Consider the following 13,825-nt stretch of genomic DNA (forward strand, 5'->3'; position numbering starts at 1 on the left):
TATATGTATTCGATACTGAATATCGACGCATGGCCACCTCGGACGCCAGTGGCATTTCGGAGATCGTCGGCCGGCTACTGGTGCCACTGTGTGCCGCATCCGGGGCGCTCGTGCTCGCGGGGTTCTTCTTTCCGACGCTTGTCGGCGAAGCCGTGACTGGTCCGGCGTGGCTGACTATTGCGCTCGTGTTTTTCAGTTCGGGACTCTGTTACATCGCGCTCCTTCCCTACTCCGAAGACGCCACTGCGCCGGCCGCGGCCGATGTCCTGCTCCGCGTCCGGCGGACAAAGGTCAGACGGGCCATCAAAGAGTTCCTCACACAGCACGAGCCAGCCATCCTCGCGTTCCCGGTGCTCGTGTTCGCCGCGTTCTTCGGGCTCCAGATCGCATTCCCTGCCCGGACGACGGGTGCCGTCGACGCCGCTGCTGCCACAGTCCTTCGCGACGGCGGCCCGCTGTTTCTCGCCGCGGTCTTCCTCTCGGTCTGTTACTGTCTGTTTCTGTTGCTTGGGCCCTGGGGCGAAATCAAACTCGGCGGTCCGGACACGGAGCCAAGCTACACGTATCCGACATACTTTACGCTCGTTTTCACCGCCGGCATCGCGGCCGGACTGGTGTTCTGGGGCCCCACTGAGGCCCTGTTTCACTACGACCAGCCACCGCCGTACATCGGGGCGGCAGCCGGGTCGCCGGGCGCCGTCAACGGCGCGCTTGTGTACACCCTCTTTCACTGGGGCGTCTCGGCCTGGAGCGCCTACGCTGTCATCGGCGTCCCGATAGCGTACTTCGCGTTCACGCGGGGCGCTCCGCTCCGGGTCTCGACAGTGCTGGCCCCCTTGCTCGGTGTCGATGAGCTCGATTCGGCCTGGGCCACACTGGTCGATACGCTGGCCGTTTTTGCCACTATCGGGGGCATCGCCACCTCGGTCGCACTCGTGAGCGAGCAGTTCCTCGCCGGGATCAATTACCAGTGGGACGTGGCAGCCGGTGAGGTCGGGCCGGTCCTGTTCGTCGGCGGCTTGACCCTGATATTTGTTGTCTCCAGCGCGACTGGGATCCACCGTGGCATCCGTCGCATCGCCGGCCTCAATATCGTCTTGTTTGGCCTGTTCGCGCTTCTCATCGCCGCCGTCGGTCCACGGTTGTTCATTCTCCAGCGAGGAACGCAGGCACTCGGGACCTACGTGGTGGAGTTCGTTCCGTTGAGTCTTCACACGGGCGGGCAGTGGGTCGCGGCGTGGACCGTCTGGAACTGGTCGTGGTGGTTTTCGTGGGCACCCTTCGCAGGGCTGTTCATCGCCGCACTCTCCCGCGGTCGCCGGGTCAGAACTGTCGTGTTCACGAGTGTCGTTGCGACCTCGGCGGCGACGATGGTCTGGTTCCTACTGCTCGGTGGTACGTCGCTGTTCATCCAGCAGACGGGGCAGGCCGATATTCTCGCCGCGATCGCACAACGTGGCGGTTCGGAGGCGGTCGCCGGCTTCCCGCTGTTCGCGTCATTACCGCTTGGACAGCTTCTGATGTTCCTGTTTCTCGCGCTCATCATCGTGTTCATGGCCACGTCGGCGGACACCTCGACGCTCGTCGTCTCTGTTCTGGCAACGCGACGGGGGATGGCACCGTCGGCGACGCATATCGTCTTCTGGGGTATTTTTCAGGGTTCAGTCGCTGTTTCGGTGTTGCTTCTCGGTGGTGCTGAGACGCTTCAGGCCCTGGCCGTCCTGACTGGCGGCCCGTTCGCCGTAATATCACTTGTGGCGGTCGGCGGGCTGACCGTGACTTGGTACCGGGACGAGCAGGGCCACACCTCCCTCTTCCGACGCGCCGTCAGGAAACTGCCGGACATTCAGACACACCACGACGTCGACCCACCTGAAAAGAAATAGACGGCGCGGGTGCTGTGATTTTAGGCCTTGGCGATTCCGGTACAGAAGTTCTCGACGATCTGTTTCCCGGCGTCAGTGAGGATGCTCTCCGGATGGAACTGGACGCCGATGTGCGGTTTTTCGGCGTGCTGGACGCCCATCACGATGCCCTGCTCGTCGTTCGTGTGGGCCGTTTCCGAAAGCGTGTCTGGGAGTTCCGATGCCTTGACGGCCAACGAGTGATACCGCCCGACCTCAAACGGGTCGTCGACGCCGTCGTATAGTCTCGTTCCATCGTGGCGGACCTCCGAGGGCTTCCCGTGGACCACGCTCGGCGCGTGGCCGACAGGAGTCCCGTGGGCCGCACAGAGCGCCTGGTGGCCCAGACAGACGCCAAGCGCCGGGTACTCTGTCTCGGCGAACACGTCGATGGACACGCCGGCCTCTGCGGGCGTCCCGGGCCCCGGCGAAACGACGATGCCGTCCGGGTCGAGTTCATGGATGCCCTCAACATCGATAGCGTCGTTCCGGCGGACCGTGACATCGTCGAACTCGCCGACGTACTGGACCAGATTGTAGGCGAAGGAATCGTAGTTGTCGATAATGAGTATCATCGCATCCCCTCCATCGGTTCGGTCTCGGATTCGACGGCGAACGACCCCTGTTCGCCGAGCGCCTCGTCGACGGCAGTAACGAGCGCCCGGGCCTTGTCCAGTGTCTCCCTGTACTCCGCCTCTGGAACGGAATCATGTACGATGCCGCTCCCGACGCGGAGGCGGTACTCGTCGTCGTAGTGAACCAGCGTCCTGATCGTGATGTTCAGCGTCGCACGGTCGTCGAAACCGAACATCCCGATACTGCCGGTGTAGGGCCCCCGTCGGGTCCGCTCCACCTCGTCGATAATCTCCATCGTCCGCGGCTTCGGCGCGCCGGTGATGGTCCCACCAGGGAACACGGCTGCGACCGCGTCGGCGATGCTCACCGCGTCGCGTAATTCCCCTTCGATGAGGGAAACGAGGTGCATCACCTCGGAATACCGGTCGACGCGGCGGTACTCGGCGACGTCGACGGACCCATACTCGCTGACCTTGCCGAGGTCATTGCGTTCGAGGTCGACCAGCATGGCGTGTTCAGCCCGCTCCTTCTCGTCGCTACAGAGGTCTACCTCAAGGTCCTCGTCTTCGGACGGCGTCGCGCCTCGCGGCCGCGTTCCGGCAATCGGCTCCGTGAGCAACTGGTCGCCATCGACGTCCAGCAACAGCTCCGGGCTGGCGCTGACAAGGTCGACGCCGGGGAACTCAAGCAGGGCTGAGTACGGAGCCGGATTCACCCGACGGACAGCGTCGAAGGTGTCGACTGGGTGGACGGCCGCCGGGGCGGTCAGCCGGTGTGAGACGTTTGTCTGGAACGTGTCGCCGTCCCTGACGTACTGTTTTATTTGCCGGACGCGGTCGGCGAACGCTGCTTCGCCGCACTCGCTCTCGAACGTGGCCTGACTCGCAGCGGTTGGCTGGGACTGGACGTGTTTCTCGCCGTGGATGGCGTCCTGTGCTAGCTCTCGGGCCATCGTCCGGCCACGCTCGAATGCCGATTCAGGCGACCCGTCGACGGTGGGACAAGCCGTTACATGTATCTCGACGTTGCCGTCGTGTGGCTCCTCCCACGCGGCGATGCAGTCGAACACGCCAAACTGAAGCCGTGGGAGGCCATCCGAAACGGTCGTCTCTGGGATGTCTTCCAGTTCCCGTGCTACGTCGTAGGAAAGCCACCCGAACGCGCCACACGGGTATGGAACCGTACAGTCGCCCCGTTCTAGGTGTTCGCGGTCAAGTAGGTCGTCGATAGCTTCGAGACTCGGACTTCCGCCATCCTGTGCGGGTGTCGCTCCTGCGGACACCTCGACGCGCTCGATTGGCTCGATGCCGAAGTACCCCCAGCCCGACTGCCCACCGGTCGTTTCGAGATAGAAGCCGTCTGTGTTCTCGTCGCGGGCGCGGCGATACGCTTCGAACGGGTCGGCAACGGTGACGCGCGCCTCAACCGGCACACGGGTGCCGTCCGCTGCTGCCCTCGCAGTTTCGATGAACGATTCTTTGTCGGTGCTGAATCGAATCTCAGTCATAGTGCAGTTGCTCCTAAGCGAGAGGCCCTGCCTCCCGGTGTGGTTGTGTAGACCAAGCATGGGTCAGGACAAAAACCTTCGGTACTCCCTCCTACTGCCCGAAATACTGCCGAACTGTCGACTGACTACGGCTAAACACTGGACGAATAGCCGATATCATTTCAAAGGCTGGACTATTCCGCATCACTCACTATTCCGACGGGGCTTGAGGAAAACATCGAACGCTTGGCCAACCCCAGCAGTTGACCGTGCAGCAGTCTGCTCACTCTGGACATCTAACTGGGGACTTCGGGGCCGACAGCAAACCTAGCAACAATGACTACAGTAATCGATGGGAACGAAATCGGCGACCAGATCACGGAGGGCGTCGCGGCGTGTACGGACACGCTCGTCAGCGAGGGTGTCACACCGGGGCTGGCGACTGTGCTGATGAGCGACGACGGCGCGAGTGAAACGTACGTCTCGATGAAACAGCGGGCCTGTAATGAAATCGGCATTGAGGGGTTTCATCATCAAATCAGTGCAGACGAGTCGGCCGAGGCGCTGTTCTCGACCATCGACGAACTGAACGCGGACCCGGCGGTCCACGGAATCCTCGTTCAGATGCCGGTCCCCGACCACGTGCCAAAGCGCGACGTACTGGAGCGCATTGACCCGATGAAAGACGTCGACGGGTTCCATCCCGAAAACGTCGGCCGACTCGTCGCGGGGAACGCGCGATACAAGCCCTGCACCCCCCATGGAATACAGAAAATGCTGGCCGAAACTGGTGTTGTGACGGAGGGGAAAGACGTTGTCGTCGTGGGTCGCTCGGACATCGTCGGCAAACCGATGGCAAACTTGCTCATCCAGTACGGGCCGGGCGGGAACGCGACAACGACCGTCTGCCACTCCCGAACTGATGACCTTGCGGACAAGACTCGCAACGCGGACATCGTGATTGCCGCCGCCGGGGTTCCGGAGATGATAGACGGGTCGATGCTCTCGGCGGGTACGACAGTTATTGATGTGGGCATCAACCGGGTTGATGCTGACACGGAGAAGGGGTACGAACTCGTCGGGGACGTGGACTTCGAGAGCGCTAAAGAGAAAGCGGACGCCATCACCCCGGTTCCCGGCGGTGTTGGACCACTCACCATCGCGATGCTGCTGTATAACACTGTGAAAGCGGCCAGCCTCCAGTCCGGCGTCGATATTAGGCTTCCGTAGGGCCCGTTCGCAGGACTACCCGCGTGGACTGTTATATCGTTTCGACCGCACCACACTCCGGGCATGTAATCAGGAGTTCACCTGCTGGGTCCTGTTCTCCCTCTATGACGTTGTGACCGCTGGCACACTGTTCGTGCATATACACCTCGTGGCTGTCGTGCTCACGCAGCCAGATGTGGCCTTCTTCCGGTGCTGAAACGATGCCGTGACAGAAGTAACACTCGCCGTTCATACAGAATCGATGACAAGCCAGTATCAAATAGCTACCTCTCAGTGTGGGATGCTGCTCGTTTTCAATTCTACAGCGTCAGCGAGAACACAACATATAGCGGAAAAGACAACTATTGTTTCAAAACTAAGATGCTTCAGCCCAACAATCCGATATGGACTACTGTTATACGGGCGACACACACGAGAAACTCTTCGCGGCGTACCGGGCCGATGAAGAGCCGTTCCCGACCCAGACGCAGATGGAGTTCCCGCGGCGGGAACACCGAAGACCGGAAATCGACATCCTCAAACGACTGTTCTTCCCGACCTGTTGGAACGCTGCTGAACTGGTCCGGGACGAGCTCGCCGTTCTGGACCGTCTCGACACCCTGGGCGGCCTCTTCTTTGCCGGTATTAGACCCTACTCCGGGTCGGACCCGGCTGAAACAGTTGACGCCGTCATCGATCAGCTCCCGGCGGTTCGCACACGACTCAAAAAGGACGTGGAGGCCGCGTTCAAAGGTGATCCGGCGGCAAAGACGTATATGGAGATAATCCGGTCCTATCCGGGGTTCATGGCAATACTCGTACAACGGGTCGCACACACCCTCTACGAGGCCGGAGCCTCCGAGTACGCTCGCGAACTCACCGAATACGCCAAGACTGAGACCGGCATCGACATCCACCCCGGCGCTGAAATCGGCGACCACTTTTTTATCGACCACGGGACTGGCGTCGTCATCGGCGAAACCACAACTGTCGGGGAGTGGGTCCGCCTCTATCAGGACGTGACGCTTGGCGCGCTCCACTTCGAGGCCGACGAGAGCGACGAACACAGATTAAAGAAGGGCTACAAACGACACCCGGATATCGGCGACCACGTCGTCATCGGCGCGGGCACGAAAGTTCTGGGTGCCATCAGCGTTGGTGACCACGTCAGCATTGGGGCGAACTCCTGGGTCACCGACGACATTCCGGACGATACGAAAGTGTACGTCACAGACCACCCGACACAGGAACGAAAACGAACCAACTAAAATCGGGACCGATATCGCCCGGTTTCTGAGACTGCAAAGATACCACGAATTGGCTGGACGAACGCTTCTGACTGGTGTACCCGGCCCGAGGACCTCTCATACTGTTGTTGTCTGTCCAGTCGCGAGAAGTACTCCTCTTCTAATAGATTAGAATAACAACTGTACCAGCATTAGGGGCTGTTGGAATCGCTCCCGCCGTTCGCTTTAGTCGTCACCGGGAACGAACTCAGCGACTCCGCTCAGGTTTCGTGACCAGACGCCCTCACCACGGTCGAGTCCGTCGTTCCACTTCCCCACAACGGTCGAAACTGCGAGGTCGCCAGTGACGTTGTTCATAGTTGCAATCCGCCCAAGAATAGGGTCGACCCCGGCGACGAATCCAACGACCTCCAGCGGAAGGCCGACCTGTGTGAGAATCACAGTGAGCATGACGATCCCCGCTCCCGGAACGCCAGCGGTTCCGATGCTGATGAGGACGGCCACAATTAAGACGAAAATTTGCTCAGTAAGCACTAGTGGCTGTCCGACGACGTTTGCGGCAAACATCACGGTGACCGCCTGTCGGATGGCAGCACCATCCATGTTCGCCGTGGCACCGACCGGGAGCGTGAACGAATACACTCGCTCAGCGATCTGCAGGTCTTCGTCCGCATTGCGCATCGTAACAGGGAGCGTTCCGCTCGACGACCGAGTCGCGAACGCAGTCACCATCGCGTCCTTCGCTCCGCTGAGGAACGCAATCGGCGACACGTCGGCAATCACGCTCATCAAAAGAACGAGATAGGTGAAGCCGATGTGAATGCCGATTGCAATAGTGACTGCCAACACGAGCTCGCCCAGCGAGGAGAACAGGCCGATGCCTTCAGTGCCGATACCGGACGCCATCAACGCGAACACACCGAGCACACCGAATTCGAGGACGCCACGGACGATGACAAACATCGCCTCAGCACCCACTTCGAAGGCCTCGAACACTGAATCGACACTCTCTGCGAGCGCGTCTTGCCGGGCGCGGACGTATGTCAGCGCGATTCCGAAGACGATGACGAAGAAAACCGTCGCCAGCAGATTCCCCTCTGCGAGGGCCGCGACGGGATTGTTCGGCACGATACCGAGAACGACATCAAGCAACGACGGCGGCGCTTTCGATTGCGCTTCACCGCCGCCGAATTCGAGCCCACGACCCGGCTGAAGCACGTTTGCAACCGCGAGACCAATGATTCCTGCGAGGGTCGTCGTCAGGGCGTAGAGACCGACTGTCGCACCGCCGATTTTTCCAAGTTTTGCGGGTGAGAGCTGTCGAATCCCGGTCAGCAGTGTGAAGACGATAATCGGGATGACCAGCATATTGAGCAGTCGGAGGAAGAGGTCGCCTACTGGTCTGACGACAGCCATCTGCTCCCCGAACACGATACCGGCACCTGCTCCCAGTACGAAGGCGACAAAGATGCGCCAGATGAGCGGGATAGATCGATACCGGCTCCATAGCGTGCGAATGGGTTGTATCATATTACACAGCAACGGGTAGTCTTATAAAAACCCGTTAGCCCCGCCAGTATGTGCAAGCGGCTATGATGCGGTTTTCTCTTACAAGGTTCCGTTTTCAGACGGGTCTGTCGCCAAATGGCAAGTGCTACAGCCGTTCATCTGAAAAGGATAGCAAAATAGCGGTTGGAATTCGCTTGTTTTCAGAAGCGCGACGCCGTTGGCACTCCTGCCTGACGGTCATTCTTACCGTTTCTCGCTTCGCTGTCGAGTTTCCCGTATCTAGAGAGTGGTCCAGTCAGTGACGGCCTGCTCACCCGGTTGTGGTCAGTCGGCCGGTGGACTGGTTTTCGGTTCGACGACCCGACGAAGCTCCGCTCGCAGCGCCGTCCACTTCGCCGCGATGAATCCCAGCAGGATACATCCGAACCCACCGACGGTGGCGAGCGTGACCTGCTGACCGAGCACGAGCCAGCCGGCGAGCGCGGCGAACAGGGGGATGACGTACTCGATGAAACTCATCTCGATAGGGCCCAGCTGGTCAAGTAACCGGAAGTACAGCAGGAAACCGCCGATACCGGCGACGACAGCCAAATACAACAGCGCCGCAAGCGCGGACGGCGTCCACGATGCGTCCGCAAACGACTGTCCGGGAAGTACGAGTACGGTGAGATGGAGGACAGCGGCTCCGATAGCCATCAACCACGCCTGTGTGGCCAGAAACGACATCGACGGACTGGTGTCGTGCGTGACGACGGCCGGGATGGCGAACGCCAGTGCTGCTGCGAACACGAGCGCGATTCCGATAGTACTGCTGAGGAGATTCGCTGGGTCAGGGTCAGCAATGACGACAACGCCGGCGAAGCCGAGTACCACGCCGACCCCAGTATTCGCGGTGAACGTGTCATCGCTCGACGCGAGCTTCGTCAGCGCGGGCGTTACGACGGGAACGAGACCGAGCAGTACGGCGGCGACGGCCCCGGTGACGTACTGTTGCCCGGTGAACAGGAATACGTGATGCACCCCGATCATAAGCGAACCCCCAGCGAGGACGTACACGTAGTCGTCGCGGGTCTGTGGCCGCTCTAGCGCGCCTGTGACAGCCAGCGCGGCAAACAGGAGAACGGAGGCGATGTCGAAGCGGACGGCAGCGAACGGTACTGGCGGCAGGTCGGCAAGGCCGACATCTGTCGCCATGAATGCAGTACCCCAGATTGCAGCCAGGAGGAGAAAGCAACCGGTCGTTCGATAGCGACTCATTCAGTTGCCGGTCACCACCCGACGGTAAAAGAGCCGTCGAAGCCTGTTGCAAATTGCTAGATGTTGCCACTGCGCCAGCGACCACTGACGCGGTGCCGATGACCGGGCGGCATCTGTCCGGGGAATACACGGTTGGGACCAGTGTAGTAGTGAGTAACGTCGACAGCGGTCCAGTTCTCACACCGAAAGCTAAGCCTGCTTCAGAACCGGCATTTGGATGTAATATGAACTATATGGGTAAGTATATTGCATATTTGAGAACATATATTGCAGAAATAATAAGAAAACACCCTATCTGGATATAAGTCTATACCGGCGAATAGCGGGCTATGCCGTTGGAATGCAGTTCTGTACCTCTGCTATATCCGCACTTTCAATGATTGTGTCCGCTGCGTCGATTGCTGTTTCGGGAACGCGTTCATCGGGGTCAAATAACACCGCGGTATCTGCCTCGATGAACGCCTCCGTATCAGTGTGTGAATCGCCGATATAGGTGATTGAGACGGGATTCTGTTTGCTTCGAATCTTTCTCAGTAGCTCTCCTTTCTCATTGGGACCGACACCGATATCGATAGCCGAAACCCGTCTATCCTCGAACTGAAGCCAGTTTCCACGAACAAACGCCGGTTCGTACGGCTCGAATCGCGCTGCAAGGTTCGCAACGCCGGCACTGAGGATGCCGAATCGGATATCCGTTTGCTGGAGGTGGGCGAGGAGGTCGACAGCACCTGCTTTCGGCTTGAGGGCCCGGGTCGCACGAGTGATATCTGATCTGGTGATATCGTTCGCACGCCACATGTCGACCGCTCCCTGACACCACTCTGTAAACGTAATTTCTCCGGCCTCGAACCGGTTCATTAGCGTCTCGGCTTCCGGTGTTGTTCCGTAGAGGGTGTGCAACAGCTCGAACCCGCCGCGCTGTCGAGTGAGCGTCCCGTCGAGGTCGAACACTACAAGATGCGACATACTACCGTTCTGCAACAACCTCTATCTCAACGTCGATATCGACTGGCAATTTAACGACTTCCACAGCACTGCGTGCAGGATAGGGTGGTGACATGAGCTCACCGTACACCTCGTTCACCTCGTCGTAGTATCGCATATCCTTCACGAACACCGTCGCCTTCACCACATCGTCGAGCGAAGCGCCACCGGCCTGCAACACGGCCGCGACGTTCCGGAGTGTACGCCGGGTCTGTTCACCGGGCGTGCCCTGGATTACCTCGCCGGTATCCGGGTCGACTGGCCCCTGCCCGGAAACGTACATACGGTCACCGCTAGCGATTCCCTGTGAGAACGGGCCGATACTATCAGGTGCGTCGTCTGTTGTTAGTTCTTCCATGGCTGTTTAATTGGGTGTCGGCTTTTCGTCCGCATCGTAGACCTCGTTGATGAACGATGTTGGCAGGCTCGTCGTCAATCCGCCGTCAAGCACCAGATTCTCACCGGTCAAGAAACTCGACATTTCGGAGGCAAGGAACAGGGTCGTATCAGCGACTTCTCGCGGTGTGCCGAACCGCCCGAGCGGATACTGGTCGAGCCAGCGCTCCCGGGCGCTCGTTTCACCGGTCCGTTCCTCCGTGTTTTCCATCTCCGCCCGCCTGTTCGCTGTTTCGATGGTCGCCGCCGAAATAACGTTCGAGCGGACCCCGTGTTGCCCGTAGTGGGCGGCGATGTTTCGGGAGAGCGCCAGGAGCCCGCTTTTCGCCTCGGAGTAGCCGGAGAGACCGATACCGAACAGGCCGTTGACTGATCCCATATGGATTATCGACCCGCCGCCAGCGGCGACCATCGCTGGCAGTACCTCTTTGCTCAGGAGGAACTGGCTTTTCAGGTTCAGGTCGACCATCGATTCGAAGGTCTCCTCGTCACACCGGTGCAACAGATTGGCGGATTCGTCTGCGCCACCAGCGTTGTTCACAAGCACGCGGATGTCCCCGAACTCTTGGATGGTCGTGTCGACAAGGTCCCGTACCGCCTCCCGGTCTGTAACGTCACATTCGACCGGAACAACGCGGCCATCGTGTGTCTGGGTCAGTTCCGTCGCAACCGCTTCCACGTCCTCGTAGGTGCGCGAACAGACGACGACATCGCCACCAGCTTCGGCGAACCGGGCCGCGATCTCGCGCCCGATACCCCGTGATGCGCCAGTCACAATGGCTGGCCGGTCCGCTAGTGATAGCTCTACCATGACACTGACACCCACGTAAGCTGCCCTCTTGAAAGTTGCTCTTGGCCGTTCATGTGATTCGATACTCCTCGATGGCAGCCATGTCGATAGAAACTCCGAGACCAGGACCGTCCGGGGCCGGGAGGCAGCCGTTGCTGACCTCGAACGGCCGCTCGATGATGTCTGCCTCCCAGCCGTAGTACGTCGAATCTGGGGGCAAGGAAAAGCCCGGGATGCCGGTGAACGCGTGGAGGATCGCCGCCGTTCGAATCCCCAGGTCGAACGCACAGTGGTGGGTAAAGGGAACCCCGGCGTCTTCAAGGATGGCGGCCTGCTGTCGAATTCCACTGATGCCGCCGGCTGGGGTCAGGTCGATAACGCCGACATCCATCGCGCCAGCTTCGACAAGCGATTGCAGATTATGCGAGATATACGTGTCCTCGTTCGGCGCGATCGGCTGGCGGAGTCGTTGTCGGAGCCTGGCTAGCGATCTGTGTGCATCGACGCGAATCGGCTGTTCCATATACTGCAGGTAGATACCCGCATCTTCGAGCATCGCGCCGACCCGAACCGCCTGGTCGAGCGTCCAGCCCTGATTCGGGTCGAGTCGAAATTCGAGCTGTCCGTCGACCTCATCGTGCATCGCTCTGATTCGCTCGACATCCTGTCGCCAGTCCCGTCCTGCCTTTGTTTTGAGGACAGTGAAGCCCGCTTCGTGCGCTTCTCGGGCTTTGACACGAGACTCCTCGGGCGAGAGGATGCCGAGACAGAAGGCAACAGGGACCTCAATAGGAGCAGTACTGTCGCCATCAACGCTTTGCCGGTGTTGTTGTGTCCCCTGTGTCGGTGCTGTCCATCCGCCGAGCAGCTCGTACACTGGTCTATCGAGGGCTTTCCCGACGATGTCCCAGCAGGCCGTTTCGACGGCGGCAAAGAACATATCGACGTTGGTGTACTCGACGAACACCTGCCGGCGGAGTCGCTCGATTTCGAACGGCGACTGGCCCTCAATCATCGGCCCAACTCCGTCTTCGATAATCGACTCGGTGGCTTCCGGTGACAGGAAGACACGCATCTCGCCCCAGCCGCTAAGGCCCTCATCTGTGTCGACACGGACGAGGACGCGTTCCATCGAACGTAACTTTCCGTGGTTGGTCACGTACGGCCCGATTCCGAGGTGTTCATCCAAGTCGGCCAACGGTACATCTACAGTTACCGCTGACACGCCAGTTATCTCCATGCCATTCTGTCGTCCGGGAACCGATATCAAAGTACCGCTTCCCCCTCTCAGCTCACTGTCTCGATGGCGGTTTCGACCCACTCCAGTGACTGCTCTGGAAGCAGTCCGTAGTTATAGAAGGATAGCCGCGGCACTCCTTTCGAGTCAAGAGTCTCCACGATATCGACCACGGTCGCCTCGTCGTCGATGGCCGGATGGCCCGGCAGGAGACCAATGTGGAGTGGCACGTCATCAATCACCGTCTCAACGGCGTTGTACGCACCTATGACTGCGTCACTTGACGACTCGTAGGCCGGCAGACAGTAGTAATCGACGTGGTTCGAGAGCGCTTGTAGGTCGGCCCCGACGACCCACTCGCGGCCGGGCTCCGGTGCGCCGACGTAGTAGCCAAGCGATGTCGTTCCAGCGGCGTCAGCCAGCGTGGCGTACAGTGATGCCAGCGTCCGTTCGCGGACATCGACGTACGCGGCGACGGTGCTGTGGTCCGCGAGCCACTCCTCCGGTGGGTGCTCGTGTGACACGTCGCCGGCGACGATATCGTCTATCGTATCGGCGACAGTCGAACGTACCCGCTCAGCATCGACACCCGCGGCCTTTGCGTTCTTGCGACAGTGTGGACAGAAACACAACCCGAGCAAGAATTCTCCGAGGACTCCCAACCGTGCGTGAATCTTCTGGTGGTGCCAGCCAAAGCCCGTCCCGTAGAAGTAATCGAACGTTTCCAGTTCGATACGAGCGAACTCATCGCGGGACGACAAATCCGAAACCAGTGCCGAGAGATACGTCTGGACCGCGGGCTGGGAGGGACACAGGCCGAAGACCAGGTCGTCACCGTGTGCAGATTCCAGTGTGTACTCTGGATTGGCCATCCCGAGCCGAGAGTTGTGACAGCCCACTGTCCACGAATTGAGTGTCAGGTCAGACAAACCGGTCGCGGCGTCTGCGACCCAGTCGCCGTTCATTCCCTCGTACGGAACCGGTTCGAGGTCCCCGTACTCCGGACCAGGCTCGAAATACGAACTCGCGCGGGCAAACAGCGTCCGTCGCTCCGGACTGTGCGGCGTGAACGCCTGCACAGTGTGATAGTTCGTCGCGAGGTTCAGCTCGTCGATGCCGATGTCACGCAGTCGCCGTTCCACCTCGGACGGCCCTTCGTCCAGAAGGTCCCACGGGTACGCCCACATCGCGAATTCCATACGCGACCAACTATCGCGGCGATAATAAAAG

At 59.9% G+C, this 13,825-nt stretch carries 13 protein-coding genes; 3 read left to right on the plus strand and 10 right to left on the minus strand.

All coding sequences use genetic code 11. The features are described from left to right. Positions 1–29 precede the first annotated feature (29 nt). Positions 30–1,886 (plus strand): BCCT family transporter, encoded by a 1,857-nt coding sequence (locus tag RR_RS03730; RefSeq protein WP_049938599.1) that lies wholly within the window; start codon positions 30–32, stop codon positions 1,884–1,886. Between the two features lie 20 nt (positions 1,887–1,906). On the opposite strand, the gene RR_RS03735 is transcribed toward RR_RS03730, so the two are convergent. Together RR_RS03735 and RR_RS03740 are read right to left on the minus strand one after the other, a co-directional pair. Beyond that, the gene (locus tag RR_RS03735; protein WP_007190565.1) at positions 1,907–2,479 is read right to left on the minus strand and encodes an anthranilate synthase component II; all 573 of its coding nucleotides are present in this window, start codon (positions 2,477–2,479) and stop codon (positions 1,907–1,909) included. Next, positions 2,476–3,987: an anthranilate synthase component I family protein gene (locus RR_RS03740; protein ID WP_049938601.1), complete on the minus strand. Its 1,512-nt coding sequence runs from the start codon at positions 3,985–3,987 to the stop codon at positions 2,476–2,478. The genes RR_RS03735 and RR_RS03740 overlap by 4 nt, the downstream gene beginning before the upstream one ends. A 315-nt stretch (positions 3,988–4,302) precedes the next feature. Here RR_RS03740 and RR_RS03745 point away from each other — a divergent pair, with 315 nt between their 5' ends. Further along, positions 4,303–5,196, plus strand: a complete 894-nt coding sequence (locus RR_RS03745; protein ID WP_007190563.1) for a bifunctional methylenetetrahydrofolate dehydrogenase/methenyltetrahydrofolate cyclohydrolase — start codon at positions 4,303–4,305, stop codon at positions 5,194–5,196. A gap of 31 nt (positions 5,197–5,227) precedes the next feature. Here the strand turns inward: RR_RS03745 and RR_RS03750 are convergent, their stop codons facing one another. Next, complete coding sequence (locus tag RR_RS03750; RefSeq protein ID WP_004965994.1) at positions 5,228–5,428, minus strand: hypothetical protein; 201 nt, start codon at positions 5,426–5,428, stop codon at positions 5,228–5,230. Positions 5,429–5,579: 151 nt separating this feature from the next. On the opposite strand from RR_RS03750, the gene epsC reads away from it, so the two are divergent. Further along, positions 5,580–6,443: a serine O-acetyltransferase EpsC gene (epsC, locus tag RR_RS03755; protein WP_011222722.1), complete on the plus strand. Its 864-nt coding sequence runs from the start codon at positions 5,580–5,582 to the stop codon at positions 6,441–6,443. Positions 6,444–6,647: 204 nt separating this feature from the next. Here the strand turns inward: epsC and RR_RS03760 are convergent, their stop codons facing one another. The 7 genes from RR_RS03760 to RR_RS03790 all read right to left on the minus strand — a co-directional run bounded on the left by RR_RS03760 (position 6,648) and on the right by RR_RS03790 (position 13,794). Beyond that, positions 6,648–7,952, minus strand: coding sequence for a dicarboxylate/amino acid:cation symporter (locus tag RR_RS03760; RefSeq protein WP_004965992.1), 1,305 nt, complete (start codon positions 7,950–7,952; stop codon positions 6,648–6,650). 303 nt (positions 7,953–8,255) lie between these two features. After that, positions 8,256–9,188 (minus strand): DMT family transporter, encoded by a 933-nt coding sequence (locus RR_RS03765; RefSeq protein WP_011222723.1) that lies wholly within the window; start codon positions 9,186–9,188, stop codon positions 8,256–8,258. Positions 9,189–9,515: 327 nt separating this feature from the next. Further along, a complete protein-coding gene (locus RR_RS03770; protein ID WP_011222724.1) occupies positions 9,516–10,154 on the minus strand; it encodes an HAD family hydrolase in 639 nt (212 codons plus the stop codon). Position 10,155: 1 nt separating this feature from the next. Further along, complete coding sequence (locus RR_RS03775; RefSeq protein ID WP_004965989.1) at positions 10,156–10,530, minus strand: Rid family detoxifying hydrolase; 375 nt, start codon at positions 10,528–10,530, stop codon at positions 10,156–10,158. A 6-nt stretch (positions 10,531–10,536) separates the two neighbouring features. Beyond that, positions 10,537–11,379, minus strand: a complete 843-nt coding sequence (locus tag RR_RS03780; protein ID WP_007190559.1) for an SDR family NAD(P)-dependent oxidoreductase — start codon at positions 11,377–11,379, stop codon at positions 10,537–10,539. 49 nt (positions 11,380–11,428) lie between these two features. After that, a complete protein-coding gene (locus RR_RS03785) occupies positions 11,429–12,598 on the minus strand; it encodes a mandelate racemase/muconate lactonizing enzyme family protein (RefSeq protein WP_004965987.1) in 1,170 nt (389 codons plus the stop codon). A 47-nt stretch (positions 12,599–12,645) separates the two neighbouring features. Next, entirely contained in the window at positions 12,646–13,794 is a 1,149-nt protein-coding gene (locus tag RR_RS03790) for a hypothetical protein (RefSeq protein WP_011222725.1), read from the minus strand. Between the last annotated feature and the right edge of the window lie 31 nt (positions 13,795–13,825).

This window comes from Haloarcula marismortui ATCC 43049 (assembly GCF_000011085.1).
In the GTDB taxonomy this organism is placed as follows: Archaea; Halobacteriota; Halobacteria; order Halobacteriales; family Haloarculaceae; genus Haloarcula; species Haloarcula marismortui.

Coding starts and splice junctions, on each gene's coding strand:
- RR_RS03745 (WP_007190563.1), top strand. CDS start 4,303: ATGACTACAGTAATCGATGGGAACGAAATCGGCGACCAGATCACGGAG.
- RR_RS03775 (WP_004965989.1), bottom strand. CDS start 10,530: ATGGAAGAACTAACAACAGACGACGCACCTGATAGTATCGGCCCGTTC.
- RR_RS03730 (WP_049938599.1), top strand. CDS start 30: ATGGCCACCTCGGACGCCAGTGGCATTTCGGAGATCGTCGGCCGGCTA.
- RR_RS03765 (WP_011222723.1), bottom strand. CDS start 9,188: ATGAGTCGCTATCGAACGACCGGTTGCTTTCTCCTCCTGGCTGCAATC.
- RR_RS03735 (WP_007190565.1), bottom strand. CDS start 2,479: ATGATACTCATTATCGACAACTACGATTCCTTCGCCTACAATCTGGTC.
- RR_RS03790 (WP_011222725.1), bottom strand. CDS start 13,794: ATGGAATTCGCGATGTGGGCGTACCCGTGGGACCTTCTGGACGAAGGG.
- RR_RS03780 (WP_007190559.1), bottom strand. CDS start 11,379: ATGGTAGAGCTATCACTAGCGGACCGGCCAGCCATTGTGACTGGCGCA.
- RR_RS03740 (WP_049938601.1), bottom strand. CDS start 3,987: ATGACTGAGATTCGATTCAGCACCGACAAAGAATCGTTCATCGAAACT.
- RR_RS03760 (WP_004965992.1), bottom strand. CDS start 7,952: ATGATACAACCCATTCGCACGCTATGGAGCCGGTATCGATCTATCCCG.
- RR_RS03750 (WP_004965994.1), bottom strand. CDS start 5,428: ATGAACGGCGAGTGTTACTTCTGTCACGGCATCGTTTCAGCACCGGAA.
- RR_RS03770 (WP_011222724.1), bottom strand. CDS start 10,154: ATGTCGCATCTTGTAGTGTTCGACCTCGACGGGACGCTCACTCGACAG.
- epsC (WP_011222722.1), top strand. CDS start 5,580: ATGGACTACTGTTATACGGGCGACACACACGAGAAACTCTTCGCGGCG.
- RR_RS03785 (WP_004965987.1), bottom strand. CDS start 12,598: ATGGAGATAACTGGCGTGTCAGCGGTAACTGTAGATGTACCGTTGGCC.